Below are 25,166 nucleotides of genomic sequence, written 5' to 3'. Positions count from 1 at the left end.
TTAGGCCGAGTTCAGGCGACCATCAGGCACGGTCAGCTGCCGAACGCCTTCGGCGTCGGGGCCCCCTCGGGGAGCACACCGGGGTACGGCAGCGCCAGCGCCTCACGCTGCGCGGCGAACAGCTTGTCACAGGCGGCCAGCGCGACGTCGAGCAACTTGTCCAGCGTCGACCGCGGGAAGGTCGCGCCCTCGCCGGTCCCCTGAACTTCCACCAGGGTCCCGGTGTCGGTGGCGACGACGTTCATGTCGACCTCGGCGCGGGAGTCCTCCTCATACGGCAGGTCGACCCGGATGCGGCCGTCGACGACGCCGACGCTGACCGCGGCGATCGCGCAGGACAGCGGCCGCGGGTCCGACAGCTTCCCCGCCGCGGCGAGATAGGTCACCGCATCGGACAACGCCACGAAGGCGCCCGTGATGGCCGCGGTGCGGGTGCCACCGTCGGCCTGCAAGACGTCGCAGTCGACGGCGATGGTGTTCTCGCCGAGCGCCGCCAGGTCGATGCAGGCGCGCAGCGACCGCCCGATCAGCCGGCTGATCTCCTGGGTGCGTCCGGAGAGGCGGCCCTTCACCGCCTCGCGGTCCGAACGGGTGTGGGTGGCCGACGGCAACATCGCGTACTCGGCGGTCAGCCAACCCAGGCCCGACCCCTTGCGCCACCGCGGCACGCCCTCGGTCACGCTCGCCGTGCACATGACCTTGGTGTGGCCGAATTCGATCAATACCGAACCGGCGGGGTGGTCGGTGAAACCGCGGGTGATGACCACGGGCCGAAGCTCGTCGTCAAGGCGGCCGTCTTCTCGTCTCGTCACCCGGCAAGCCTAAGCCAACCCTAACGCGCCGACTCAGACCCTCTCGGAGCGGCGGATATCGAACGTCTCGCCGCAGACCACCGCGTGCACGGGACCGTCGAACTCGGCCTTGGCCTCGCTGATCACATCCTCGCGCGAGGTCCACGGCGGGATGTGCGTCAGCAGCAGTTCGTGAACGCCGGCCTCGGCCGCGGCCCGGCCGGCCTCGGTGCCCGACAGGTGCAGCGCGGGCGGCCGGTCCGGCGCGTGCGTCCACGAGGCCTCGCACAGAAAAACGTCGGCGCCGCGGGCCAGCTCGACAAGCTGATCGCAGCTGCCGGTGTCGCCGCTGTACACGAACGAGGCGCCGGAGGGGTCGGTGATCTTCAGGCCGTAGGACTCCGTCGGATGGGCCACCACCCGCGGCGTCACCGTCAGCGCCCCGATGGTGACCGGCTCGCCGTCGACCCAATGGCGAACGTCGAAAATGTCCGAGCAGTCGTCGATCTCACCGCCATAGGGTGACGACGCCGCGCCCAGCCGCGACCAGGTGTCGCCCGGACCGTAGAGCAACGCCTTGCCGAGCGGGCGCGTCGGGTGATAGCGCCGCCACACGAAAAGGCCGGGCAAATCCAGACAATGGTCGGCGTGCAAATGGGACAACAACACGTGCACGGAACCGGGATCGGCATAGCGCTGCAGCGCGCCAAGAACGCCCCCGCCAAAGTCGATGACCAACGGCGGAGTGTCCGGTGCCCGGAGCAGATAACCCGACGCGGGCGAGTCCGGACCCACCACGCTGCCCGAGCAGCCGAGCACGGTTATTCGCACGGACACTACTGTGCCATGCCCGATAGGACCGTGACGAAAACATGGCCGCATTGGTGTGACGAGAATCTCGTCCGCAGGTCAATCAATGTACACCTGCGCAACGGGCTGGACGCCGGTGACGGCCGGACCGAGGAAGCGCGCCGCCAAAGCGGTGAATGCTTCGGGGTCGCCGGTGGCTTCGAAGACCCGCGTCGCGGGCGCTGCGTCGTGCGGGCGAAGCAAGTCCCGCTCGGTCAGCACGCGCAGCACTTCCTTGGCCGTCTCCTCGGCGCTGGAGACCAGCGTCACGTTGTCACCCATCGCCAATTGGATGAGTCCGGACAGCAGTGGATAGTGCGTGCAGCCGAGCACCAGCGTGTCGACCTGCGCGCGCTGCAGCGGCTCCAGATAGCCCTCGGCCAAACCGAGCACCTGACGGCCGCTGGTCACCCCGCGCTCCACGAAATCGACGAAGCGCGGGCACGCCACCGCGGTGATCTCGGTGTCACGGGCGGCGGCGAACGCGTCCTGATAGGCGTGCGAGTTGATGGTGGCCTGGGTGCCGATGACGCCGATGCGCCCGCTGCGGGTGGTGGCGACCGCGCGGCGCACCGCGGGCAGGATCACCTCGACGACGGGAACGTCGTAGCGTTCGCGGGCGTCGCGCAGGCACGCGGCCGACGCCGTGTTGCAGGCGATGACCAACGCCTTGACGCCGCGGCCGACGAGGTCGTCCCCGATGGCCAACGCGTGCGCGCGGACCTCGGGGATGGTCAGCGGCCCGTACGGACCGTGGCCCGTGTCGCCGACGTAGACGATGTCTTCGTCCGGCAGCTGGTCGATGATCGCGCGCGCGACGGTGAGTCCCCCGACACCGGAGTCGAAGACGCCGATGGGTGCCAGTGCCGAGCTCATGTCTTGGGCCGCGGCACGGTGGTGCCGGCTTTCCTGGACGTCCGGCCCTTACGTTCCGGGGCGGACAACCAATAGGCGGCCAGGATGCCGGCGATCGCTCCGCACAGGTGGCCCTGCCACGACACGCCCCCGCACCTGCCGAGCACCGGCATGGCCCCGAGCAGCACGCCGCCGTAGGCGAACATGACGACCAGCCCGATGATGATGTCGCGCATCCGGCGCACGAAGATCCCGAACACCAATAAGAAGGCCAGCCAGCCGAAGATCAAACCGGAGGCACCGATGTGGTCGGTGGGGCCGCAGCCGCTGCCCACGTCGCCGATGAGCCAGGTGCCGAAGCCACCGAGGATCCACACGATGGCGGTCGCCCAGACGAATCTGGACAGGCCGGCCAGCGTCATCAAAAATCCCAGGACCAGCAGCGGCACGGTGTTGGCCATCAGGTGCTGCCAGCTCGCGTGCAACACCGGGGCGAAGACGATGCCCCACAGGCCGTCGGCCTCCAGTGGGCGAATGCCGTTGGCGTCCAGCGAATGGCGGGTCAACTGGTCGATCAGCTCGACGAGGTAGAGCAGCACCACGAAGGTGAGGATCGTGGCGGCGCCGGCCGTCGCGGTGGACCGCTTCTTCGGCTGGGCTGCAGGCGCGCCGGGGCGTCCGGTGGGAGTCCTCTTACCCATGGCTGCCCTTCCAGCGTGTTCCAGCATCGTCAAGGCTACCGGCGCCGCGGCCGGTCGCCTCTCATCGACCGAAAGCGCCGGGCAGCACGTCGCGATAGCTCGGTATGCCGGCGATCGATTCGGCGGCCAGCACGCCACCCAGCACCGCTTGGGCCAGGCAATCGGCGGCGGCGATGCCGACCTCGGTGGCCAGCCGGGTCTCCGGCGAGAAGGCGGCGGGCGCGTCCGTCGCGGGCGGCACCTCGACCGCCCCGGTGGCCAGTACGAACACGGTGTCACCGTCGACCGGGGTGTGCGCCGGCCGGATGCTGCGGGCCAGGCCGTCGTGCGCGGCGATCGCCACCCGCCGGCACGCCGCCGCGCTCAGGGCGGCGTCGGTGGCCACCACCGCGATGACGGTGTTGAGCGGGTTGTCCACCGGATCCGACGGGGACGCCAAACCGGCGAGCGCGTCGACCTGCTCGGCCGGCGGCGGCCGCAGCCCGAATTCCTGAATCAGGTCCATCATCCACGGCAGGCCGGTGCTCCGGTCGACGACCTCGCCGGCGGAGTTCACCACGGCGACCGCCCCGACGGTCACACCGGACGGCAGCGCCTTCGACGCGGTCCCGACGCCGCCTTTGAGCGCCCCGGCGCGCGCGCCCACCCCGGCGCCGACGGTCCCGACGGTCAACTCGGCGTCGGTGGCGGCAGCACAGGCCGCGTAACCGAACTCCGCCGTAGGGCGGCACCGCCAACCCCCGACCGGCAGATCGAAGATCACCGCTGCCGGCACGATCGGGACCACACCGCCGTCCATCGCCACGCCGCGCTCGTGTTCTTCCAGGAAGCGCATGACGCCGTCGGCGGCGGCCAGGCCGAAGGCGCTGCCCCCGGCGAGCAGCACCGCGTCGACGAACCGCACGGTGTTGGCCGGATCCAGCAGGTCGGTCTCGCGGGTGCCGGGCGCACCGCCGCGGCAGTCGACGGCGCCGACGGTTCCCGGCGGGGTGAGTATGACGGTGACGCCGCAGGCCCAGCCGGCGCCCAGCGACGCGTCGGGGTCCAGTCGTTGGTAGTGGCCGACGCGGATGCCCCCGACGTCGGTGATGGCGTTCACCGGTCGCCCGACGCGGTCATCGGGACCCCATGAGCACCAGGACCAGGTACTCCTGCAGCACGGTCAGCCACTGGTAGACGTCGAAGTGCACGGCCAGCGGATGGTCGGCGGGCAGGCGCTCCGGGCCGTCGGGTCCCACCTCGAGCATGACTCCCAGCGTCAGCCGGATGTCGTTGACCGCTGCGATCCAGCAGTTCGCGTCGTCCTCGGTGAGCTCGAAGCGGCCGCCGTCGTCGGGAACCGTGCTCAGCAACCGCTGTGCGGCAACGCGTTTGGCGTCGACGATGCCGGGCTCGTGCAGGCTGCGCAGGGCGGCGTTCAGGCTGTCCGCGGCCTCGGACGGCTCGGTGTCATCGTCGGGCCGATAGAAATCGGGCAGCAGCCGACGCAACGTGGGATCTTTCGGCGGTTCGGCGTTGCCCGTCTTGATCCCGGTGATCTCCTCGAGTTCGTCTGCCGGCGAAGCGGATTCGCGCTCGTCGAGCAGGCCGATCATCGCCGTGGCCAGATTCTTGAGCAGGGCGGCCTCGTGCGAGGCCAGCGACGACCGAAAACGGGGACCGTCAGCGGTCTCGACCCGCTTCCATTTGCGCACCGGGAATCGCCAGCGCCTCGACCGTCAGCGGTCCTGCTGCATCGTCGCCCACAGACCGGCGGCGTGCAGCTTGGACACATCGACTTCCATGGACTCCCGGCTGCCGGCGGACACCACGGCCTTGCCCTCGTTGTGCACCTGCAGCATCAGCTTGGTGGCGTGCGGCTCGCTGTAGCCGAACAGCTTCTGGAACACATAGGTCACGTAGGTCATCAAATTGACCGGGTCGTCCCAGACGATCGTGACCCACGGGCTCGCCGTGGCCTCTACCGGAGCGGACTCTCGTTGTCCTGTAGTGCCCGGCTTAGTGGGCGCTGACATAACAACCATGGCCTACACGATACCGAGGGTTGGACGACGTTTCCGAGACCCGAGGGCAGCCGATACCGTTATGGGATGAACGACCCGGTCGTTACTGGGCTGCTGACCGACAAGTACGAGTTGACGATGCTGGCGGCGGCGCTGCGCGACGGCAGCGCCGATCGACGGACCACCTTCGAGCTTTTCGCACGCCGGCTTCCCCAAGGACGTCGTTACGGCGTGGTCGCCGGCACCGGCCGGCTGCTCGAGGCGCTGCCCCAGTTCACCTTCGACGACCAGGCGTGCCAGTCGCTGGGGCAGTTCCTCGACCCAGATACGTTGCGCTACTTGCGCGAATTTCGGTTCGGCGGCGACATCGACGGCTACGCCGAGGGCGAGCTGTACTTCCCCGGATCCCCGGTGCTGTCGGTGAGCGGGACGTTCGCCGAATGCGTGGTGCTCGAGACGCTGGCGCTGTCGATTTTCAATCACGACACCGCCGTCGCCTCGGCCGCGGCGCGGATGGTGAGCGCGGCCAGGGGACGCCCGCTCATCGAGATGGGGTCGCGGCGAACCCACGAGCAGGCGGCGGTCGCCGCGGCCCGCGCGGCCTACATCGCCGGCTTCGACGGCTCCTCGAACCTGGAGGCGCAGCGCTGCTACGGAATACCCGCCGAGGGCACCTCCGCGCACGCGTTCACCATGCTGCATGCGCGCGCCGACTCACCCACGGAATCGACCGAACTGGCGGCGTTTCGGGCACAGGTCGACGCGCTCGGCGTGGACACCACCCTGCTGGTGGACACCTATGACGTGACGACCGGGGTGGCCAATGCCGTCGCCGCCGCCGGTACGGGGCTCGGCGCGGTGCGCATCGACTCCGGCGAGCTGGGCGTGCTGGCCCGTCAGGTCCGCCGGCAGCTCGACGAGCTGGGCGCCACCCGGACCCGCATCGTGGTCTCCGGTGACCTCGACGAGTTCTCCATTGCGGCCCTGGCCGCCGAACCGGTGGACAGTTACGGCGTGGGCACGTCGCTGGTGACCGGCTCGGGCGCCCCGACCGCGAACATGGTCTACAAACTCGTCGAGGTGGACGGCATGCCGGTGCAAAAGCGCAGCAGCCACAAGGAATCTCACGGCGGACACAAGGAGGCGCTGCGGCTGTCCCGCGACTCCGGCACCATCATCGAGGAGGTGGTGTATCCGGCCGGACAGCAGCCCGCCGTCTCCGAACCGGCCCGGGTGCTGACCGTCCCGCTGGTGCGCGGTGGCGAGCTGGTGTCCAAACCGAACCTCGCGGCGGCGCGCGAGCTGGTAACTTCCGGGCTGCGCAGTCTGCCGTGGGAGGGATTGAATTTGTCGCATGGCGATCCCGCGGTCACCACGACGCAGATTCCCGACCAGCGAAGAGGGTAGCCACGTCCGACGTGTCCGTGTCCGAGCTGCTGGCCGCCGCCGTGGCCGCGCTCGGCGGCAGTGAACGCAGCGGCCAACAGGAGATGGCCGCCGCGGTGGCGCGGGCCTTCGCCACCGAGGAGCACCTGGTGGTGCAGGCCGGCACCGGTACCGGCAAGTCGCTCGCGTATCTGGTGCCCGCGCTCGTGCACGCCCTCGAGGACGACTCCCCCGTCGTCGTGTCCACGGCCACGATCGCTCTGCAGCGCCAGCTCGTCGACCGCGATCTACCCCGGCTGGTCGACGCGCTGGCCGATGCGCTGCCGCGCCGCCCACAGTTCGCGTTGCTCAAGGGGCGGCGAAACTATCTGTGCCTGAACAAGATTCACAACGGCGCGGCGGCCGACGGCGAGGATGCCGACGACCGGCCGCAGGAGGAACTGTTCAACCCGATGGCCGTCAGCGCCCTGGGCCGCGACGTGCAACGGCTCACCGAGTGGGCGTCGAGCACCGAATCCGGTGACCGCGACGACCTCAAGCCCGGCGTGCCGGACCGATCCTGGTCGCAGGTCAGCGTGTCCGCGCGGGAATGCCTCGGCGTGGCGCGCTGCCCGTTCGGTACCGAGTGCTTCTCCGAACGCGCGCGCGGTCGTGCTGGTCAGGCCGATATCGTCGTCACCAACCACGCGCTGCTGGCCATCGACGCGGTGGCCGAATCGGCGGTCCTGCCCGAGCACGCGCTGCTGGTCGTCGACGAGGCGCACGAGTTGGTCGACCGGGTGACGTCGGTGGCCACCGCGGAGCTGACGTCGGCCGCCCTCGGGGTGACCGCCCGGCGGATCGCCCGCCTGGTGGAGCCGGAACTGATCCAGCGCCTGGAGGCGGCGACGGCCAACTTCGCCTCGGTCATCCACGACGGCACGCCGGGCCGCATCGATCGCCTCGACGAGGAGTTGGCGACCTATTTGACGGCACTGCGCGACGTGACGACGGCGGCGCGCTCGGCGATCGAGCGCACGAACGACCCGAAGGCGGCGTCGGCGCGCGCCGAAGCCGTTGCGGCGCTGAGCGAGATATCGGACACCGCGTCGCGCGTGCTCACATCCTTCGGCCCGGCCATCCCCGACCGCACCGACGTGGTGTGGCTGGAGCACGAGGAGATCAGGGGCGCGGCGCGCCCGGTGCTGCGGGTGGCCCCGCTGTCGGTCGCGGGGCTGCTGTGGTCCCGGGTGTTCTCGCGTTCGACGGTCGTGCTCACGTCGGCCACGCTGACCATCGGCGGCTCGTTCGACGCCATGGCCACGGCGTGGGGGCTGACCGGTGCGGACGACGACGCGAGGTGGCGCGGCCTGGATGTGGGTTCGCCGTTCCAGCACGCCAAAGCCGGAATCCTGTATGTGGCCGCGCACCTGCCGCCACCGGGACGCGACGGCACCGGATCGGCCGAGCAGCTGAGCGAAATCGCCGAACTCATCACCGCCGCCGACGGGCGCACCCTGGGGCTGTTCTCGTCGATGCGGGCGGCCCGTGCCGCCGCCGAGGCCATGCGCGGCCGGCTGTCCACGCCGGTGTTGTGTCAGGGCGACGACAGCACCTCGGCACTCGTCGAGCAGTTCAGCGCCGACCCCCAGACGTCGCTGTTCGGCACCCTGTCGCTGTGGCAGGGCGTCGACGTGCCCGGGCCGTCGCTGTCCCTGGTGCTGATCGACCGCATCCCGTTTCCCCGGCCCGACGACCCCCTGCTGGGCGCGCGGCAGCGCGCGGTCGCGGCCCGCGGCGGCAACGGCTTCATGGCCGTCGCGGCCAGTCATGCGGCGCTGCTGCTGGCGCAGGGGTCGGGGCGGCTGCTGCGCCGCGTCACCGACCGGGGAGTGGTCGCGGTGCTCGACTCGCGCATGGTCACCGCCGGCTACGGCGGCTACCTGCGGGCGTCGCTTCCGCCGTTCTGGCAGACCACCAACGGCGAGCAGGTGCGCCAGGCGCTGCAGCGGCTGCGCACCGCGCCCGCGGCCGAGCAGGGCCTGTCGGCCTGACCCGCTTCCGGCTAGCGGGCCAGGGTGACCAGTCCGAGCTCGTTGCTGGCCGCCAGCATCAGATGGCGGGGCAGCACGCGCACGGTGTAGCCGACCGATCCCGCCAGCGGCAGCGGCGTTGTCGTCGAGAACACCTGGTTGCCGCCCTCGGCGGTGCCGGCGTAGGACATCTCGACGGTGACGGGCTCCAGCAGTGCGTCGCTGGCGTCGACGCGCCCGACCACCGCCTGGACGGTGACCTCGTCAGGCGCGAGCCCGGCCAGCTGGACGGTCGCGGTCAGGGTCAGCTTGGAGCCGAGCACCGGGCTGTCCGGCAGTCCGGTGCTGTCGACGTCGGTGATGACGATCTTGGGCCAGGCCTCCTGGGCGCGCGTGCGGTAGGCGGCCAGCTCACGGGCCGCGCCGAACTCGCCGCCGCTCGCCGCATCCTCGGCGCCCTCGACTGGCGCGATCGTCTTGCGCAACGACTGCGCCGCGGGCGTGTAGTACTGCTCGACGTAGTCGCGCACCATGCGCGACGCCAACACCTTGGGACCGAGCGTTTGCACCGTGTGACGCACCATTTCGATCCAGCGGGGCGGCACACCGTGTTCGTCGCGTTCGTAGAACTTCGGTGCGACGGTTTCTTCCAGCAGCGTGTAGAGCCCGCTGGACTCCAGGTCGTCGCGCCGCGCCTCGTCGGTCACGCCGTCGGCGGACGGTATCTCCCAACCGTTTTCGCCGTCGTACCATTCGTCCCACCAGCCGTCGCGGATGGACAGGTTCAGCCCGCCGTTGAGCGCGCTCTTCATTCCCGAAGTGCCGCAAGCCTCCAGCGGCCGCAGCGGATTGTTCAGCCACACGTCGCAGCCCCAATACAACAGCCGCGCCATCGACATGTCGTAGTCGGGCAGGAAGGCGATGCGGTGGCGCACCTCGGGCCGGTCGGCGAAGCGCACCACCTGCTGGATCAACGCCTTTCCGCCGTCGTCGGCGGGGTGGGATTTACCGGCCACGATCAGCTGGATCGGTCGTTCGGAGTCGAGCAGCAGCTGTTCCAGCCGAGCCGGATCGCGCAGCATCAGCGTCAGCCGCTTGTAGGTCGGCACCCGTCGCGCGAAGCCGATGGTCAACACCTCCGGATCGAATGCGGTTGCGATCCAACCCAATTCGGCGTCCGAGGCACCCCGTTCCAGCCAGGAGCGACGCAGCCGCTGCCGGACGTCGTCGACCAGCAGGGACCTCAGCTGCGAGCGGATCCACCACAGGTGCCCCGCGTCGACTTGCTTGAGCCGCAGCCAAACCCCCGGATCGCTGAACGAATCCGACCCGGCCAGCTCGCGACCCAGCTGCAGCCACTGCGGCGCCGCCCAGGTGCGTGCATGAACTCCGTTGGTGATCGAGCCGATCGGCACCTCGCTGGCGTCGAAGCCGGGCCACAGCTCGTTGAACATGGACCGGCTCACCCGGCCGTGCAACGACGAGACGCCGTTGGCGCGCTGGGCCAGCCGCAAACCCATGTGGGCCATGTTGAATTTGGTGGGGTCGTCCTCGGCGCCGAGCGCCAGGATGCGAGCGGTCGGCACCCCCGGCAGCAACGCGGGCGCACCGGTCGCATCCGATCTCGCGGCCTTGTCACCGGATTTCGCGCCGTCGCCCGCGTGGTCGTCGAAGTACAGCCGCACCATCTCGACGGGAAACCTGTCGATGCCGGCGGGCACCGGGGTGTGGGTGGTGAACACCGTGCTGGAGCGCACCACCGTCAGCGCGGTGTCGAAGTCCAATCCCGAGCCGGTCATCAGTTCACGAATGCGTTCGGCTCCCAGGAAACCCGCGTGGCCCTCGTTCATGTGGAACACCTCCGGCGCGGGCAGGCCGTGAATGCCGGTGAAGGCGCGGATCGCCCGTACCCCACCGATGCCGGCGAGGATCTCCTGGCGCATCCGGTGTTCCTGGTCGCCCCCGTACAGGCGGTCGGTGACGCCGCGCAGGTCGTGCTCGTTCTCGGGGACATCGGAATCGAGTAGCAGCAGCGGAACCCGGCCCACCTGGGCGACCCAGATCCGCGCGTGCAGCTGCGCGGAGTCCGGCAGCATCAGCTCGACCAGCGCCGGCTCGCCGGTCGCGTCGGTCAGCAGCCGCAACGGCAGGCCCTGCGGATCCAACGACGGGTAGGTCTCGTTCTGCCAGCCGTCGGCGGTCAAGGACTGCCGGAAATACCCGGACCGGTAGTAGAGGCCCACCGCCACCAGCGGCACGCCCAGATCGGATGCGGACTTCAGGTGGTCGCCGGCCAGGATTCCCAAGCCACCGGAGTAGTTGGGCAGCACCTCGGCGATGCCGAATTCCATCGAGAAGTACGCGATGGCGGCCGGCATCTCGGCGCCCTGCTCCTGCCGCTGCTGGTACCACAGCGGGCGGCTCAGATAGTCGTTGAGATCGGCGGTCAGCTCGTCGAGCCGGCGCAGGAAGGCTTCATCGAGCGCCAACTCATCGAGCCGCGCCGGTTTGACCGCGCCCAGCAACGCCACCGGATCGCTGCCGCACCGCTCCCACAGGTCAGAGTCGATGGTCGCGAAAAGCTCCTGAGTGGGCTTGTCCCACGACCATCGCAGGTTGGTCGACAGTTGGTCCAGCGCGGTCAGACGCTCCGGAAGGTGAGCACGGACGGTAAACCGGCGGAGGGCTTTCACGCGTCCCTACCTTACTGAGGTTCCCGGCCCGTGCACGGCGACCGGACGCACCGCATTTCCCCGGCGGTGTGTGACCGGAGACTAGGGTGGGTATCGGGTAGTAATCGGGGTCGCAACGATGCTTCCCTGCCCAGAAATTTTCCTCACGACAGGAAGTTTCCCGACGAGCGGCATTCCGCACGGAGCACATCGCGGGCATGGCCGCAAACAATCGGAACGGAGTGCTGGTGCCCGGTCGTGTCGAGATCGATAACGTCCAACCGGTCGTTTCCTGTGGCGCGTATCCCGCGAAAGCCGTGGTCGGCGAAGTCGTCCCGGTCAGCGCCGCGGTATGGCGAGAAGGCCACGAGGCAGTCGCGGCGACCTTGGTCGTGCGCTACCTCGGCCCCGGCTACCCGCAGGTGAGCGAGACCCGCCGGATCAAGGCCGCTGCGGCCCCGACCAAGCCGGCGACCCAGCGCGACGGCAAGGTCGACCAGCAACGGATCAAACCGCTGCTGCTGCCGATGACGATGGGTCCGGAACCCTACGTGTTCCACGGTCAGTTCACCCCCGATCAGGTCGGGCTGTGGACCTTCCGGGTCGACGGGTGGGGCGACCCGATCCACTCGTGGCGGCACGGGCTGGTCGCCAAGCTGGACGCCGGTCAGGGTGAGACCGAGTTGTCCAACGACCTTCTGGTCGGTGCGGGGCTCTTCGAACGCGCGGCGACGGGCGTGCCGCGGGCACTGCGCGAGCCGCTGCTGGCCGCCGCCGCCGCGCTGCGCGAGCCGGGCGACCCGGTCACCCGCACCGCGCTGGCGCTGGGCCCCGAGATCGAGGAAATCCTGGCCGACTACCCGCTGCGCGATCTGGTCACCCGCGGCGAGCAGTACGGCGTCTGGGTGGACCGGCCGCTGGCCCGGTTCGGCTCCTGGTATGAGATGTTTCCCCGCTCGACCGGTGGGTGGGACGCCGACGGCAACCCCGTGCACGGCACGTTCGCCACGGCGGCCGCCCAGCTTCCCCGCATCGCGGCGATGGGCTTCGACGTCGTCTACCTGCCGCCGATCCACCCGATCGGCAAGGTACATCGCAAGGGGCGCAACAACTCCCCGACCGCGGCGCCCGGAGACGTGGGCTCCCCCTGGGCGATCGGCAGCGACGAGGGCGGACATGACGCCGTGCACCCGGATCTGGGGACCATCGAGGACTTCGACGCCTTCGTCGCCGCCACCCGCGAGTTAGGCATGGAGGTCGCGCTGGACCTGGCGCTGCAGTGCGCACCGGATCATCCGTGGGCGCGCGATCACCGCAACTGGTTCACCGAATTGCCGGACGGCACAATCGCTTACGCGGAGAACCCGCCGAAGAAATACCAGGACATCTATCCGATCAACTTCGACAACGACCCCGCCGGCCTCTACGACGAGGTGTTGCGCGTGGTCCGGCACTGGATGGACCACGGCGTCAAGTTCTTCCGCGTCGACAACCCGCACACCAAGCCGCCAGACTTCTGGGCCTGGCTGATCGCCACGGTCAAGGGCATCGACCCCGACGTGCTGTTCCTGTCGGAGGCCTTCACGCCCCCGGCCCGCCAGTACGGCCTGGCCAAGCTCGGGTTTACCCAGTCCTACAGCTATTTCACCTGGCGCACGGCAAAGCAGGAGCTCACTGAGTTTGGCGAGGCCATCGCCGCCGCGGCAGACTTCCGGCGCCCCAACCTGTTTGTCAACACCCCGGACATCCTGCACGCCATCCTGCAGCACAACGGACCCGGCATGTTCGCGATCCGAGCGGTGCTGGCGGCGACCATGGGTCCGGCGTGGGGGGTGTACTCCGGCTACGAACTGTTCGAACATCGCGCGGTGCGGGAGGGCAGCGAGGAGTACCTGGACTCCGAGAAGTATGAGTTGCGGCCCCGCGATTTCGCCGCCGCGCTGGCCGAGGGGCGATCGCTGGAGCCATTCATCACGCAGCTCAACGCGATTCGCCGACTGCACCCCGCGCTGGAGCAACTGCGCACGATTCATTTCCATGACATCGACAACGATGCGCTGCTCGCCTATTCCAAGTTCGACCCGGTGACCGGCGACTGCGTCCTGGTGGTGGTGACGCTCAACGCGTTCGGCGCCGAGGAGGCGACGCTGTTTTTAGATATGGAGGCTCTGGGTATGGAGCCCTACGAGCGTTTTTGGGTGCGCGACGAGATCACCGGCCAGGAATTCCAGTGGGGCCAAGCCAATTACGTTCGCATCGATCCCGGGCAGGCGGTTGCGCACATCATCAATATGCCGCTCATACCGCACGACGCGCGGGGGATCCTGCTGCGCAGGCCACCAAACGGACCGGAGGGATTGTGACATGAGCAAAACCGACCAACTCGCCGGGGCGCTCCTGGCACCCGACCCTGCCGACCTCTCGCGCCTGATCGGGGGCACGCATTACAACCCGCACAGCATTCTCGGGGCGCACGAGTACGCCGACCACACCGTCATTCGGGCGTACCGGCCGCACGCGACCGAAGTCGTCGCACTCGTCGGCGACGATCGGTTCCCGATGCAGCACATCGAATCCGGGCTTTTCGCGGTCGCGCTGCCGTTCGTCAACCTGATCGACTATCGGTTGCAGATCACCTATGAGGGGGCGGAGCCGTACGTCGTCGCCGACGCCTACCGCTTCTTGCCGACCCTGGGCGAGGTCGACCTCCACCTGTTCGGGGAGGGACGCCACGAGCGGCTCTGGGAAGTACTGGGCGCGCATCCGCGCTCGTTCACCACGGCCGACGGCGTGGTCAACGGGGTGTCGTTCGCGGTATGGGCGCCGAATGCCAAGGGCGTCAATCTGATCGGTGAGTTCAACGGCTGGACCGGTAGCGAAGCCCCGATGCGGGTGTTGGGCTCATCGGGGGTCTGGGAACTGTTCTGGCCCGGCTTTCCCGTCGAGGGGCTGTACAAGTTCCGGGTGCACGGGGCCGACGACGTCGTGACCGAGCGCGCCGACCCGATGGCGTTCGCCACCGAGGTGCCGCCGCACACCGCATCCCGGGTGACGCGCAGCAGCTACACGTGGGAAGACGCCGACTGGATGGCCGAGCGCGCGCGGCGCAACCCGGTGTTCGAACCGATGAGCACCTACGAGGTGCACCTGGGTTCCTGGCGCCCCGGACTGAACTACCGCCAGTTGGCCCGCGAGCTGACGGATTACGTTGTGGAACACGGGTTCACCCACGTCGAGCTGCTACCGGTCGCCGAGCATCCCTTCGCCGGATCGTGGGGCTACCAGGTGACGTCGTACTACGCGCCGACATCGCGGTTCGGCACCCCCGACGAATTCCGGGCCCTGGTCGACGCCTTACACCAGGCCGGCATCGGCGTACTGGTGGACTGGGTGCCGGCGCACTTTCCCAAGGACGCCTGGGCGCTGGGCCGCTTCGACGGCACGCCGCTCTACGAGCACTCCGACCCCAAGCGGGGCGAGCAACTCGACTGGGGCACCTACGTATTCGACTTCGGCCGTCGCGAGGTGCGTAACTTCCTGGTGGCCAACGCGCTGTTCTGGCTCGAGGAGTTCCACATCGACGGCCTGCGGGTGGACGCGGTCGCCTCGATGCTCTACCTGGACTACTCCCGCCCCGAAGGGGGCTGGACCCCGAACATCTACGGCGGCCGGGAGAACTTGGAGGCGGTGCAGTTCCTGCAGGAGATGAACGCCACGGTGCACAAGACCGCCCCGGGCATCGTCACCATCGCCGAGGAGTCCACCTCGTGGCCCGGCGTGACGCGGCCGACAAACCTTGGCGGCCTGGGCTTTTCGATGAAGTGGAACATGGGCTGGATGCACGACACGCTCGACTACATCAGCCGCGATCCCATCTACCGCAGCTACCACCACCACGAGATGACGTTCTCGATGCTCTATGCGTTCAGCGAGAATTACGTGCTGCCGATCAGCCATGACGAGGTGGTACACGGCAAGGGCACGCTGTGGGGCCGCATGCCGGGCAACAACCACGTCAAGGCGGCCGGGCTGCGCAGCTTGCTCGCCTACCAGTGGGCGCACCCGGGCAAGCAATTGTTGTTCATGGGACAGGAATTCGGGCAGCGCGCCGAGTGGTCCGAGGAGCGCGGCCTGGATTGGTGGCAGCTCGACGAGCAGGGGTTCTCCAACGGGGTGCTGCGCCTGGTCCGCGACCTCAACGACATCTACCGCACTCACCCGGCGCTGTGGAGCCAGGACACCGTGCCAGACGGCTACTCCTGGATCGACGCCAACGACTCGGGCAACAACGTGCTGAGCTTCCTGCGGTACGGCAAGGACGGCTCGGTGATGGCTTGTGTGTTCAACTTCGCGGGCGCCGAGCACGGCGGATACCGATTGGGCCTGCCCTCGGCCGGCCGGTGGCGCGAGGTGCTCAACACCGACGCGACGGCCTACAACGGTACGGGGATCGGCAACATGGGCGGGGTGGACGCCACGGAAGACCCCTGGCACGGCCGGCCGGCCTCGGCACTGCTGGTGCTGCCGCCCACGTCGGCGCTGTGGCTGGCCCCCGAGTAAACCTCAGTACAGCGCGTTGGCGAGGTTGCGCCGCCCGGCGACGACCTCGGGGTCAGTCGGGTCGAATAGCTCGAAAAGCTCGACCAACCTGGTGCGCACTCGGGTGCGGTCGTCGCCGGATGTGCTGCGCACCAAAGCAATCAGGCGATCGAAGGCGGGTCCGACCTCCTGGTTGAGGATCTGCACGTCGGCCGCCGCGAGGGCGGCTTCGATGTCACCGGGCGCGGCGTCGGCCACGGCAACGGCGTCCGGGCGTTGCGCGGTTGCGCGCGTGAGGAATTCGATCTGCCGGATCGCGCCCTTGGCTTCGGCGTTGGCCGGATTGGCGTCCAGGATCGACTGATACGACGTCTTAGCCGCCTCGAAGTCGCCGTCTTCCAGCTGCTGGCGGGCCGCTGCCAGCTCCGGGTCGACCGCCTCGGCCTCCGCGGAACCGCTTGGGCCCCTAAGCTTTCCGGCGGTCGCCGAGAGAATCTGATCCAGCCAGCCGCGCAACTGCTCGGTCGGCTGCATCCCCTGAAAACTCGAGATCGGCTGCCCGGCGGCCAATGCCACCACGGTCGGGACGGCATCGACACCGAATATCTGCGCCACCCGGGGCGCGACGTCGACGTTGACCGTGGTGAACGACCACTTGCCATTGTCCTGGGCGGCCAGCCCGGCGAACGTGTCGAGCAGCTGGACACACGCATCGCTGCGCGGCGACCACAGCAACACCACGACGGGCACTTCCTCGGACCGCAGCAGGACTTCGGCCTCGAAATTGGCCTCGGTGACCGCGATGATGCCGGGGTCACCGTCGGCGGCTGACTGTGTGGCCCCTGCGGCTGGGCCGGCCGCGGGCTGGGCCCGTTGCTTGAGACCGGAGAGATCGACCGCACCAGCCAGGGCGGGGCCGATAGGAGGTCGCGGACGAGTCACGCCGTCAAGTTTGTCATGCGGACGGGCTACCCATCCACCCGGTGGCGGAGCCGCTCAGACGGCGACGCAGCGGGCCGAAAACGCCCACGAAAAGCCCCGTGATCGGCAAATATGACGAAGATCACAATCGGCCACCGGCGCGCCGCGCCAGCAACGTCGGCAAACGTCCGATCGGGCGGCTAACCCGCGCGCAGAATCAGCGCGTCGCCCTGTCCGCCGGCCCCACACAGCGCCGCGACGGCGTATCCGGAGCCGCGTCGCGACAATTCCAGGGCGGCGTGCAGAGTGATCCGCGCTCCCGACATCCCGATGGGATGCCCGACGGCGATCGCGCCGCCGTTGACGTTGACCAGGTCGGGATTCACGCCCAGTTCGCGGGTCGAGGCCAGCGCCACCGCGGAGAACGCCTCGTTGATCTCGATGACGTCGAGCTGGTCGACGGAGATGCCCTCACGGGCGATCGCCTTCTTGATCGCGTTGGCCGGCTGCGACTGCAGCGTGGAATCCGGCCCGGCCACCACGCCGTGCGCACCGATCTCTGCCAGCCAGCTCAGCCCCAGCTCCTGTGCCTTGGCCTTGCTCATCACCACCACCGCGGCGGCGCCATCGGAGATCTGGGAGGCCGATCCGGCGGTGATGGTGCCGTCACGGCGGAAGGCCGGCTTGAGGCCGGCCAGCGACTCGGCGGTGGTGTTGGCGCGGATCCCCTCGTCCTCGGTGAACTGCAGCGGATCGCCTTTGCGCTGCGGGATGTTGACCGGCACCACTTCGTCGGTGAAGACGCCGTCCTTCCATGCCGCGGCGGCCTTCTGGTGCGACCGGGCAGCGAACTCGTCCTGCTCCTGCCGGGTGAACTGGTCGACGTCGTTGCGCTGCTCGGTGAGCGCGCCCATCGGCTGGTCGGTGAACACGTCGTGCAGGCCGTCGTAGGCCATGTGGTCCAGCACCGTCACATCGCCGTACTTGTAGCCCGAGCGGCTGTCCATCAGCAGGTGCGGCGCCTTGGTCATGGACTCTTGGCCGCCGGCCACCACGACGTCGAACTCCCCGGCGCGAATGAGCTGGTCAGCCAGCGCGATGGAGTCGATGCCGGACAGACACATCTTGTTGATGGTCAACGCCGGAACGTCCCAGCCGATCCCGGCCGCCACGGCCGCCTGGCGTGCCGGCATCTGGCCGGCCCCGGCCGTCAACACCTGGCCCATGATCACGTAGTCGACCAGCGAACCCGGCTCTTGAACATTTGGGAAGGCCTTTTCCAGCGCCCCGGCGATCGCGATCGCCCCCAGATCGCTGGCCGAAAAGTCCTTCAGCGAACCCATCAGCTTGCCGATGGGTGTCCGTGCTCCAGCAACGATCACCGACGTCGTCATGACACTCTCCTAATCCTGCGCCGACGGCCGGTTCGGCCTCCCGGGGAAGCGCAATCTTTGCCGCCAGGTTACCGTTATGTGATGACGACCGATCAAGTTGACGCCCGTCAGATCCTGGCCACCTCACTGGTGACGGCGATCGATCACGTCGGCATCGCAGTCGCCGACCTGGACGCCGCCATCGACTGGTACCACGACACCCTCGGCATGATCCTGGTGCACGAGGAAGTCAACGAGGAGCAGGGAATCCGCGAAGCCATGCTGGCTGTGCGCGGCGCTCCGGCGGGCACCGCACAGATCCAGTTGATGGCCCCGATCGACGAGTCCTCGACGATCGCCAAGTTCCTCGACAAGCGCGGGCCGGGCATCCAGCAGATGGCCGTTCGGGTCAGCGACCTCGACGCCTTGGTCGCCCAGCTGCACGAGCAGGGTGTGCGGCTGATCTACGACGCGCCCCGGCGCGGCACGGCAAACTCGCGGATCAACTTCATCCACCCCAAGGACGGTGGCGGAGTCCTGATCGAGCTCGTCGAGCCGGCCGCCTGAGACGCCGACCCTCACGACCACTTCCTGGTCGGACCGCGGGTAGCGCGGTGCGTCCAGCACGGCGTGTGCCAATGCCGGCGGTCCTCCACCTGTCCGGGGCCGCCTGCGAGCGTCGAATCGGTGGGCCATACCACCAGATGCGCTGAGCCGGAACGTATTTCGTGGTCGCAGCCGGGACACCGATAGGTCTTGGCCGCCCGGGCCGCCGGTACGGGCCGAACCTCGTACTCGTGGCCGTCCGGGCCGACCTCCACCCGCCGCAGGGCCGGGGGCGGCGCCAACGGCCGCTGCCGACGTGGCGGGGGGCGGCGCCGAGCCATCCGGTCAGTGTAGTGGCGAACCGTCAGAAGAGCCGGTACTCGTCACTGTCCATGCCGCGCATCTTGTCGTAATCCAATGTCAGACAACGGATACCGCGATCGGTGGCGAGCGTGCGGGCCTGCGGTTTGATCTGCTGGGCGGCGAACACTCCCCGGACCGGCGCGAGCACGGTGTCGCGGTTGAGCAATTCCAGGTACCGGGTGAGTTGTTCGACGCCGTCGATCTCGCCGCGCCGCTTGATCTCCACCGCCACCGAGCCCCCGTGTTCGTCGCGGCACAGCAGATCGACCGGACCGATGGCCGTCATGTACTCGCGGCGAACCAGCGTGTATCCCTCGCCGAGCAGTTGCACGTGCTCGGCGAGCAGCGCCTGCAGGTGCGCTTCGACGCCGTCCTTGACCAGGCCGGGGTCGACGCCGAGTTCGTGGCTGGAGTCGTGTTCGATCTCCTCGACGGTGATGCGCAGTTGCTCGCCCGCCTTGTTCTCGACCACCCACACCGGCGATTGATCACCGGGCTCCTCGGTCAGCCAGCACGGCGGGCTCATCCAGTTCAGCGGCTTGTAGGCGCGGTCGTCGGCGTGCACGCTGACCGATCCGTCGGCCTTGAACAACAACAACCTGCGTGCGGAGGGCAGATGCGCGGTGAGCCGGCCGACATAGTCCACGGTGCATTGAGCGATCACTAGACGCACCCGACTCACCTTAGAGCGTCGCCGACAAATTAGGCTGACGCCACCATGTCGGCCAACCAGTCCGTGGCGCAGCGAATAGGCCGGGTGCTCGAGCGGGTCACCCGTCAGAGCGGCCGTCTGCCGGCCACGCCCGCGTACGGCTCCCTGCTGCTGGGGCGGGTGTCGGAAAGCCAGGGCCGTCGCCGGGTACGCATCCAGATCATCATGACCGTCCTGGTGCTGGGGGCGAACCTGGTCGGGATCGTCGCGGGGCTGATCTTGGTCACAGTCGCCATCCCGGTACCGAGCATCTTCGACGACGCACCGGCGTGGCTCACGTTCGGGGTGTCACCGGCCTACATCCTGCTGGCGCTGACGCTGGGCACGTTTTGGATCACCCGCAGGACCGTGCTGGCGTTGCGGTGGGCCATCGAGGAGCGCGCGCCGACGCCCGAGGACGAACGCAACACGTTCATCGCCCCGTGGCGGATCGCGTTGGTCGACCTCGTCCTGTGGGGAACCGGGGCGGTGCTGTATTCGGTCCTCTACGGCCTGGTCAACACGATGTTCATCCCCCGCTTCCTGGTCGGGGTGAGTTTCTGCGGTGTGCTGGTGGCCACCGGCAGTTATCTGCTCGCCGAGTTCGCGTTGCGTCCGGTGGCGGCTCAGGCGCTCGAGGCCGGTCCGCCGCCCCGTCGGCTGGCGGCCGGGATCATGGGCCGGACCATGACGGTGTGGTTCCTCGGTTCAGGTGTTCCGGTCATCGGCATCGCGCTCTTGACGCTGTTCGAGATCTGGCTGAACAATCTCACCCAGACCCAGTTCGCAGTCGGTGTCCTGATCGTGTCGTCGGCGGCGCTGATCTTCGGCTGCATCCTGATGTGGATCCTGGCGTGGCTGACCGCGACACCGGTGCGCGTGGTGCGGGCCGCGCTTCAGCGCGTCGAAAAGGGTGATCTGCGCGGCGAATTGGTGGTATTCGACGGCACCGAACTCGGCGAGCTGCAGCGCGGCTTCAACGCGATGGTCAACGGACTGCGCGAGCGCGAACGCGTTCGCGACCTCTTCGGCCGCCACGTGGGGCGCGAAGTGGCCCTGGCCGCCGAACGCGAGAAGCCGAAGCTGGGCGGCGAAGAACGCCATGTCGCAGTCGTATTCATCGACATCATCGGCTCCACCCAGTTGGTGACCAGCCGCCCGCCGGCCGAGGTGGTGGCCGTGCTCAACCAATTTTTCGGGATCGTCGTCGAAGAGGTGGACCGTTATTGCGGGCTGGTCAACAAGTTCGAGGGCGATGCGACGCTGGCGATCTTCGGGGCTCCCAACCGCCTTGATTCACCGGAAGACGCGGCCCTTGCCGCCGGGCGCAGCATCTCCGAACGGCTGGCCAACGAAATGTCTGAGCTGTCGGCGGGCATCGGCGTGGCGGCCGGCCAAGCCGTGGCCGGAAACGTCGGTGCCAGGGAGCGCTTCGAATACACCGTGATCGGTGAGCCGGTCAACGAGGCGGCCCGGCTGTGCGAGCTGGCCAAGGCGCACGCGAGCCGGCTGCTCGCGACGGCCGACGCGATCGAGCGCGCCAGCGAAACCGAGCGGGCGCGTTGGTCTCTGGGCGACAGCGTGACCCTGCGCGGCCATGAGCGTCCCACCCGACTGGCGGTGCCCGTCGCGGTGGACGACCCGTCGGCCGGACACGGTTGATATCAGACCGGAATGGGTAGAGGGACACAAGAACTGACCCCTCAGAGATTGGTTTGCGCATGACCGGTAGTGGAGTCACCCGTGTTTCGGTCGCCGCGGGAATCGCCGCGGCGATCGCCTTGAGTTCGTTGACCGCGGGTTGCAGCTCGGGCAAGGACAACAAGAACCCCAGCACGTCGACCGTCACCACCACCGTCACGACGCCGGCGAGCGTCACAACAACCGCTCCGACGGCGCCGGGGACCGGCGAACCGGGTGGCGGTGGACCGGGCGTCGGGCCGGGCGGTGCGACCACCGCCGGACCGGGCGGTTCGGGGGCCGGCGCCGGACCCGGCGGGGCCAGCGCGGGCGTCCCGGGTGCCGGGGCGTCGGCGGGACCGGGCGGTGCGGGTGCCTGCGCCGGTGGCGTGTGCGTCGGAACGCCTCCCGGCTGAGGCGCAGGCCTAGCGGTTCATCGGGCGACGGCGACGGCCAGGCGCGCATCGGGCCGAGTTGCCGTCTGCCGCACTAACATTGCGACGAGCAAGGTACCGGCGGCCAGCAGCCCGCCCACGAACAACATGGTCGCCGGCCAGCCGCCGCTGCCGTACACGACGCCGCCCAAGGCGCCGGCCACCGATCCGCCCAGGTAGTAGCTGAACAGGTACAGCGCCGAGGCCTCCGCGCGGTCGCGCTGCGCCACCGCACCCACCCAGCCGCTGGCGACGGTGTGCGCGGCGAAGAAGCCGCCGGTGAACACGCCGACACCGATGACGATGACGGCCAGCGCGTGCGGGACGGTGAGCAGCAGGCCGGCCACGGTGATCGGCAATGCCGAGCCGAGCACGAGCCGGCGGCCCCTGCGGTCCGCGAGCCGCCCGGCCACCACCGACGTCCAGGTGCCCACCAGGTACAGCACGAACAACAGCCCGACCACCGAGGAGGCCAATCCGAAGGGCCGGTCCGTCAGCCGGTATCCGAGGTAGTTGTACACCGTGACGAACGCCCCCATCACCACCGAACCCAAGGCAAACAGCTTCAGCAGCACGGGGTTTCGCACATGTGCGGCAAGGTTGCGCACAGTGTCGCGCACGCTCGCCGCCTTCGGGCTGAAGAACTGCGACCGGGGCACCAACAGGGCGAACACGACCGTGCCGGCAAGCGTCATCACCGAGCACACCAACAGCGCGACCCGCCAATTGCTGACGTCGACGACCAGGGACGGCACGATCCGCCCGACCAGCCCTCCCACCGTGGTGCCCGCGACGTAGCGGCCCATCGCCGAACCGAGCGACGAGGCGTGCACCTCCTCGGCCAGGAATGCCATGGCGACCGCCGGTATACCGGCCAGCGCGACGCCATGCAGCGCGCGGCCGGCCAGTAGCACGCCGAGGGTGGGACTCAGCGGCAGCAACAGCCCGATAACGCTGGACGCTATGCCCGACGTCAGCATCACGGTGATGCGTCCGTAGCGCTCGGACAGCACGCTCGCCGGAATGATCGACAGCGCCAACATGCCCGTCGTCAGCGAAACCGTCAACGCCGCGGTCGCCGGCGTGATCCGGTAGGACGCCGACAATGCCGGGAGCAGCGCCTGCGTGCAGTACATGGCGGCGAAACTGGACAGGCCGGCACCGTACAGCGCGATCGTCATGCGCCGATATCCCCTGGATCCGGCCCGATGCGCGACGACGTGAGGCATGCCAACAATGCTTCGGGCCGTGCAGCTGAAAAGGAAATGAATTATTTCGGTGCTTATGATGCGTGAAACACATAAGCAGAGGTGGTTGCATGTCGGACGGCGACTACGAGTGGTTCATCACACTCGCCGAATTGCAGCACGTCACGGCGGCGGCACAGCAGCTCCATGTCGCCCAGCCGACGCTGACCCGGATGCTGGCGCGCCTGGAACAGCAGGTGGGGACGCCGCTGTTCGACCGGCACGGCAGGCGCCTTGCCCTCAACACGTACGGCCGGATCTTCTATGAGCACGCGCGGCGGGCCCAGCTCGAGCTCGACTCGGCCCGGCGCGAGATCGATGACCTGACAAACCCGGCCGTCAGCGAGATCCGGTTGGCCTTTCTGAGCTCGTTCGGATCGACGGTGGTTCCGAGGTTGATCGCGAAGTTCGGGGAATCGTCACCGCGGGTGACGTTCGCGCTGGAGGAAGGGCCCGCCGAGTCGATCGGCGATCGCGTGCGGTCCGGAGTCGTCGACATCGGCGTGGTATCGCCACGGCCGCGCAAACGAACGCTGGCCTGGCGCAGCCTGTTTCGTCAACGGCTGGGCATCGCCGTGCCCCAGGACCACCGCTTTTCGCACGGTGCGGCGGTGTCCATGATCGATCTGGCCGACGAGCGCTTCGTGACGATGCACCGCGGATTCGGCATGCGGGGACTGCTCGACGAGCTCTGTGCGGCAGCGCAGTTTCGGCCCCGCATCGGATTGGAGGCCCCGACCCTCACGACGGTCGCCGGCCTAGTCGCCGCGGGACTGGGCGTCAGTCTGGTGCCCATCGACGGCAGCGAGTACGCGCCGGGGGTGCGGGTGCTGCGGCTGGCCGACGCCGACGCCGATCGCGATGTCGGCATGATCTGGAATTCCGATCGACCGCTGTCTCGCTCGGCACGCGACTTCATCGCGGCCGCCGCGGCGGTAGAACACCACTCGCCGAAGGATCCGATCAGCTGAACGCAACGCGCCCCGCGGGTACCGCTCAGACCGCGATCTGGTGGTGCCGGGTCTGATTACCGCCACACCGCTTGGCCTCGTACATCGCGGTGTCGGCATGGGCGACCAACTGGTGAAACGCGTGCTCGGCGTAGTCCGAGACCACGTTGCTCAGCGCCAGCGTGGCGATTCCGACGCTGGCGGTCACCGACACGTCCACCCCGGCCACGGCGTCGCAGAGCTGCCGACCCCAGTCCGGCAGCTGTTCTGTCGTCACGATGTCGGCGACCAGGAATTCCTCCCCGCCGACTCGCCCGACCACAGCGGTCTCGCCGCACGCGGTGGTCAAGGTGCCCGCCACAGCGATCAGCGCCTCGTCGCCGGCGGCGTGTCCGCGACTGTCGTTGAGCTCTTTGAAGCGGTCGAGATCGACCATGGCGACCGCCAGAAACATGTGATGGGCGCCGGCCAGCATTCGGCCGACAATGGCCCGGTCGCAGGCTCTCCGGTTCAGCAGACCGGTCAGCGGGTCACGGTTGGCGCGCAAGAGGTCCATCCACAGCGCGCGCACCACGACCTGGATGGCGAGCGGCACGACCACGTTGAGTTCCAGGACCAGAAAGTAACCGGTGAAGGCCAGCAGGGTCTGTCCGCTGGCGGCCAGCCGCACCGCCTGCCAGGCCCCGATCGCGCTGGCCAGAACGAAATTCAGCGCCATGAGCCGGACCGTGTGGAAGAACGCGATGTACCCGCCGGTGACCGATAACGCCGAGCACGACATCAGCCCCACGAGTGGCTGAGGCTGCCACAGACAACCGCCACCAATGGATATGGCGCCGGTCAGGATGTAGAAGATGGACTGTCGTCGGGTGGGCCACCCGCTCAACCACAACGCCGCCATGCCCAGCCCCAAGACGGCGGCGACGACCGAAACCGCCAGCGCCACACGCGGATACAACGGGACGGGCCCGTACAGCACGTTGACGGGCACCAATACCAACGAGGACGCCACCACGGCGAGAACCCTGCGGGTGCTCGTGCTGAGCCCGTGGGCCTGCAAATAACCTGTCAGCCAATCGAAGTGGTCGTCTTGCGCCCACCACGTCGCTAGCCGCGTCATCGGTTCGCCTTTCCCCGAACTCGCTCACCCCGG

At 68.6% G+C, this 25,166-nt stretch carries 22 protein-coding genes; 8 read left to right on the top strand and 14 right to left on the bottom strand.

The window, feature by feature from the left end; translation table 11 throughout:
* Positions 1 to 32: 32 nt before the first annotated feature.
* The 7 genes from rph to clpS form a co-directional block, all read right to left on the bottom strand.
* Complete coding sequence (rph, locus tag A5659_RS07210; protein ID WP_066867340.1) at positions 33 to 812, bottom strand: ribonuclease PH; 780 nt, start codon at positions 810 to 812, stop codon at positions 33 to 35.
* 33 nt (positions 813 to 845) lie between these two features.
* A complete protein-coding gene (locus A5659_RS07205) occupies positions 846 to 1,628 on the bottom strand; it encodes a cyclic nucleotide-degrading phosphodiesterase (RefSeq protein WP_066867342.1) in 783 nt (260 codons plus the stop codon).
* 72 nt (positions 1,629 to 1,700) lie between these two features.
* Entirely contained in the window at positions 1,701 to 2,516 is an 816-nt protein-coding gene (gene murI / locus A5659_RS07200) for a glutamate racemase (RefSeq protein WP_067180049.1), read from the bottom strand.
* Positions 2,513 to 3,223: a rhomboid family intramembrane serine protease gene (locus A5659_RS07195; RefSeq protein ID WP_369829363.1), complete on the bottom strand. Its 711-nt coding sequence runs from the start codon at positions 3,221 to 3,223 to the stop codon at positions 2,513 to 2,515. Before A5659_RS07195 ends, murI begins: the two co-directional genes overlap by 4 nt.
* Positions 3,224 to 3,257: 34 nt before the next feature.
* Entirely contained in the window at positions 3,258 to 4,295 is a 1,038-nt protein-coding gene (locus A5659_RS07190) for a P1 family peptidase (RefSeq protein ID WP_067180047.1), read from the bottom strand.
* Between the two features lie 16 nt (positions 4,296 to 4,311).
* Entirely contained in the window at positions 4,312 to 4,890 is a 579-nt protein-coding gene (locus A5659_RS07185) for a DUF2017 domain-containing protein (RefSeq protein WP_066867350.1), read from the bottom strand.
* 24 nt (positions 4,891 to 4,914) lie between these two features.
* A complete protein-coding gene (gene clpS, locus A5659_RS07180) occupies positions 4,915 to 5,220 on the bottom strand; it encodes an ATP-dependent Clp protease adapter ClpS (RefSeq protein ID WP_066867352.1) in 306 nt (101 codons plus the stop codon).
* Positions 5,221 to 5,286: 66 nt separating this feature from the next.
* On the opposite strand from clpS, the gene A5659_RS07175 reads away from it, so the two are divergent.
* The gene (locus tag A5659_RS07175; protein ID WP_066879066.1) at positions 5,287 to 6,606 is read left to right on the top strand and encodes a nicotinate phosphoribosyltransferase; all 1,320 of its coding nucleotides are present in this window, start codon (positions 5,287 to 5,289) and stop codon (positions 6,604 to 6,606) included.
* Positions 6,607 to 6,617: 11 nt separating this feature from the next.
* Entirely contained in the window at positions 6,618 to 8,618 is a 2,001-nt protein-coding gene (locus A5659_RS07170; protein ID WP_156748885.1) for an ATP-dependent DNA helicase, read from the top strand.
* A gap of 11 nt (positions 8,619 to 8,629) precedes the next feature.
* Here the strand turns inward: A5659_RS07170 and glgP are convergent, their stop codons facing one another.
* The gene (gene glgP, locus A5659_RS07165; protein WP_067180045.1) at positions 8,630 to 11,290 is read right to left on the bottom strand and encodes an alpha-glucan family phosphorylase; all 2,661 of its coding nucleotides are present in this window, start codon (positions 11,288 to 11,290) and stop codon (positions 8,630 to 8,632) included.
* Positions 11,291 to 11,517: 227 nt separating this feature from the next.
* On the opposite strand from glgP, the gene A5659_RS07160 reads away from it, so the two are divergent.
* A complete protein-coding gene (locus A5659_RS07160) occupies positions 11,518 to 13,632 on the top strand; it encodes an alpha-1,4-glucan--maltose-1-phosphate maltosyltransferase (RefSeq protein ID WP_231997762.1) in 2,115 nt (704 codons plus the stop codon).
* A gap of 1 nt (position 13,633) precedes the next feature.
* Positions 13,634 to 15,829 (top strand): 1,4-alpha-glucan branching protein GlgB, encoded by a 2,196-nt coding sequence (gene glgB / locus A5659_RS07155; RefSeq protein ID WP_067142782.1) that lies wholly within the window; start codon positions 13,634 to 13,636, stop codon positions 15,827 to 15,829.
* A 3-nt stretch (positions 15,830 to 15,832) separates the two neighbouring features.
* On the opposite strand, the gene A5659_RS07150 is transcribed toward glgB, so the two are convergent.
* Together A5659_RS07150 and A5659_RS07145 are read right to left on the bottom strand one after the other, a co-directional pair.
* A complete protein-coding gene (locus A5659_RS07150; protein ID WP_067180042.1) occupies positions 15,833 to 16,750 on the bottom strand; it encodes a tetratricopeptide repeat protein in 918 nt (305 codons plus the stop codon).
* Positions 16,751 to 16,929: 179 nt separating this feature from the next.
* Positions 16,930 to 18,123, bottom strand: a complete 1,194-nt coding sequence (locus tag A5659_RS07145) for an acetyl-CoA C-acetyltransferase (RefSeq protein ID WP_066879060.1) — start codon at positions 18,121 to 18,123, stop codon at positions 16,930 to 16,932.
* 78 nt (positions 18,124 to 18,201) lie between these two features.
* Between A5659_RS07145 and mce the strand changes: the two genes are divergently transcribed.
* Positions 18,202 to 18,669 carry a methylmalonyl-CoA epimerase gene (gene mce / locus A5659_RS07140; protein ID WP_082975947.1) on the top strand — a complete coding sequence of 156 codons (468 nt, stop codon included), beginning with the start codon at positions 18,202 to 18,204 and terminating at the stop codon, positions 18,667 to 18,669.
* A gap of 11 nt (positions 18,670 to 18,680) precedes the next feature.
* Here the strand turns inward: mce and A5659_RS26815 are convergent, their stop codons facing one another.
* Both A5659_RS26815 and nucS read right to left on the bottom strand, forming a co-directional pair.
* On the bottom strand, positions 18,681 to 18,989 hold the full coding sequence (locus A5659_RS26815) for a hypothetical protein (RefSeq protein ID WP_082975945.1): 309 nt from the start codon (positions 18,987 to 18,989) through the stop codon (positions 18,681 to 18,683).
* 23 nt (positions 18,990 to 19,012) lie between these two features.
* Positions 19,013 to 19,684: an endonuclease NucS gene (gene nucS / locus A5659_RS07135; RefSeq protein WP_066864626.1), complete on the bottom strand. Its 672-nt coding sequence runs from the start codon at positions 19,682 to 19,684 to the stop codon at positions 19,013 to 19,015.
* Positions 19,685 to 19,729: 45 nt separating this feature from the next.
* Between nucS and A5659_RS07130 the strand changes: the two genes are divergently transcribed.
* Together A5659_RS07130 and A5659_RS07125 are read left to right on the top strand one after the other, a co-directional pair.
* Positions 19,730 to 21,364: an adenylate/guanylate cyclase domain-containing protein gene (locus A5659_RS07130; RefSeq protein WP_066864623.1), complete on the top strand. Its 1,635-nt coding sequence runs from the start codon at positions 19,730 to 19,732 to the stop codon at positions 21,362 to 21,364.
* Positions 21,365 to 21,423: 59 nt separating this feature from the next.
* On the top strand, positions 21,424 to 21,798 hold the full coding sequence (locus A5659_RS07125; RefSeq protein WP_082975941.1) for a hypothetical protein: 375 nt from the start codon (positions 21,424 to 21,426) through the stop codon (positions 21,796 to 21,798).
* Positions 21,799 to 21,815: 17 nt separating this feature from the next.
* Here A5659_RS07125 and A5659_RS07120 read toward each other — a convergent pair whose 3' ends face one another.
* Entirely contained in the window at positions 21,816 to 23,045 is a 1,230-nt protein-coding gene (locus A5659_RS07120; RefSeq protein WP_197497944.1) for an MFS transporter, read from the bottom strand.
* A gap of 89 nt (positions 23,046 to 23,134) precedes the next feature.
* On the opposite strand from A5659_RS07120, the gene A5659_RS07115 reads away from it, so the two are divergent.
* Positions 23,135 to 24,034: a LysR family transcriptional regulator gene (locus A5659_RS07115; protein WP_067180034.1), complete on the top strand. Its 900-nt coding sequence runs from the start codon at positions 23,135 to 23,137 to the stop codon at positions 24,032 to 24,034.
* Between the two features lie 25 nt (positions 24,035 to 24,059).
* Here A5659_RS07115 and A5659_RS07110 read toward each other — a convergent pair whose 3' ends face one another.
* A complete protein-coding gene (locus A5659_RS07110) occupies positions 24,060 to 25,133 on the bottom strand; it encodes a GGDEF domain-containing protein (protein WP_066864607.1) in 1,074 nt (357 codons plus the stop codon).
* Between the last annotated feature and the right edge of the window lie 33 nt (positions 25,134 to 25,166).

The sequence above is a fragment of the Mycobacterium sp. 1165196.3 genome (assembly GCF_001673415.1).
Taxonomy (GTDB): Bacteria; Actinomycetota; Actinomycetes; order Mycobacteriales; family Mycobacteriaceae; genus Mycobacterium; species Mycobacterium europaeum_A.
This window is presented reverse-complemented; position numbering and strand designations above follow the sequence as displayed.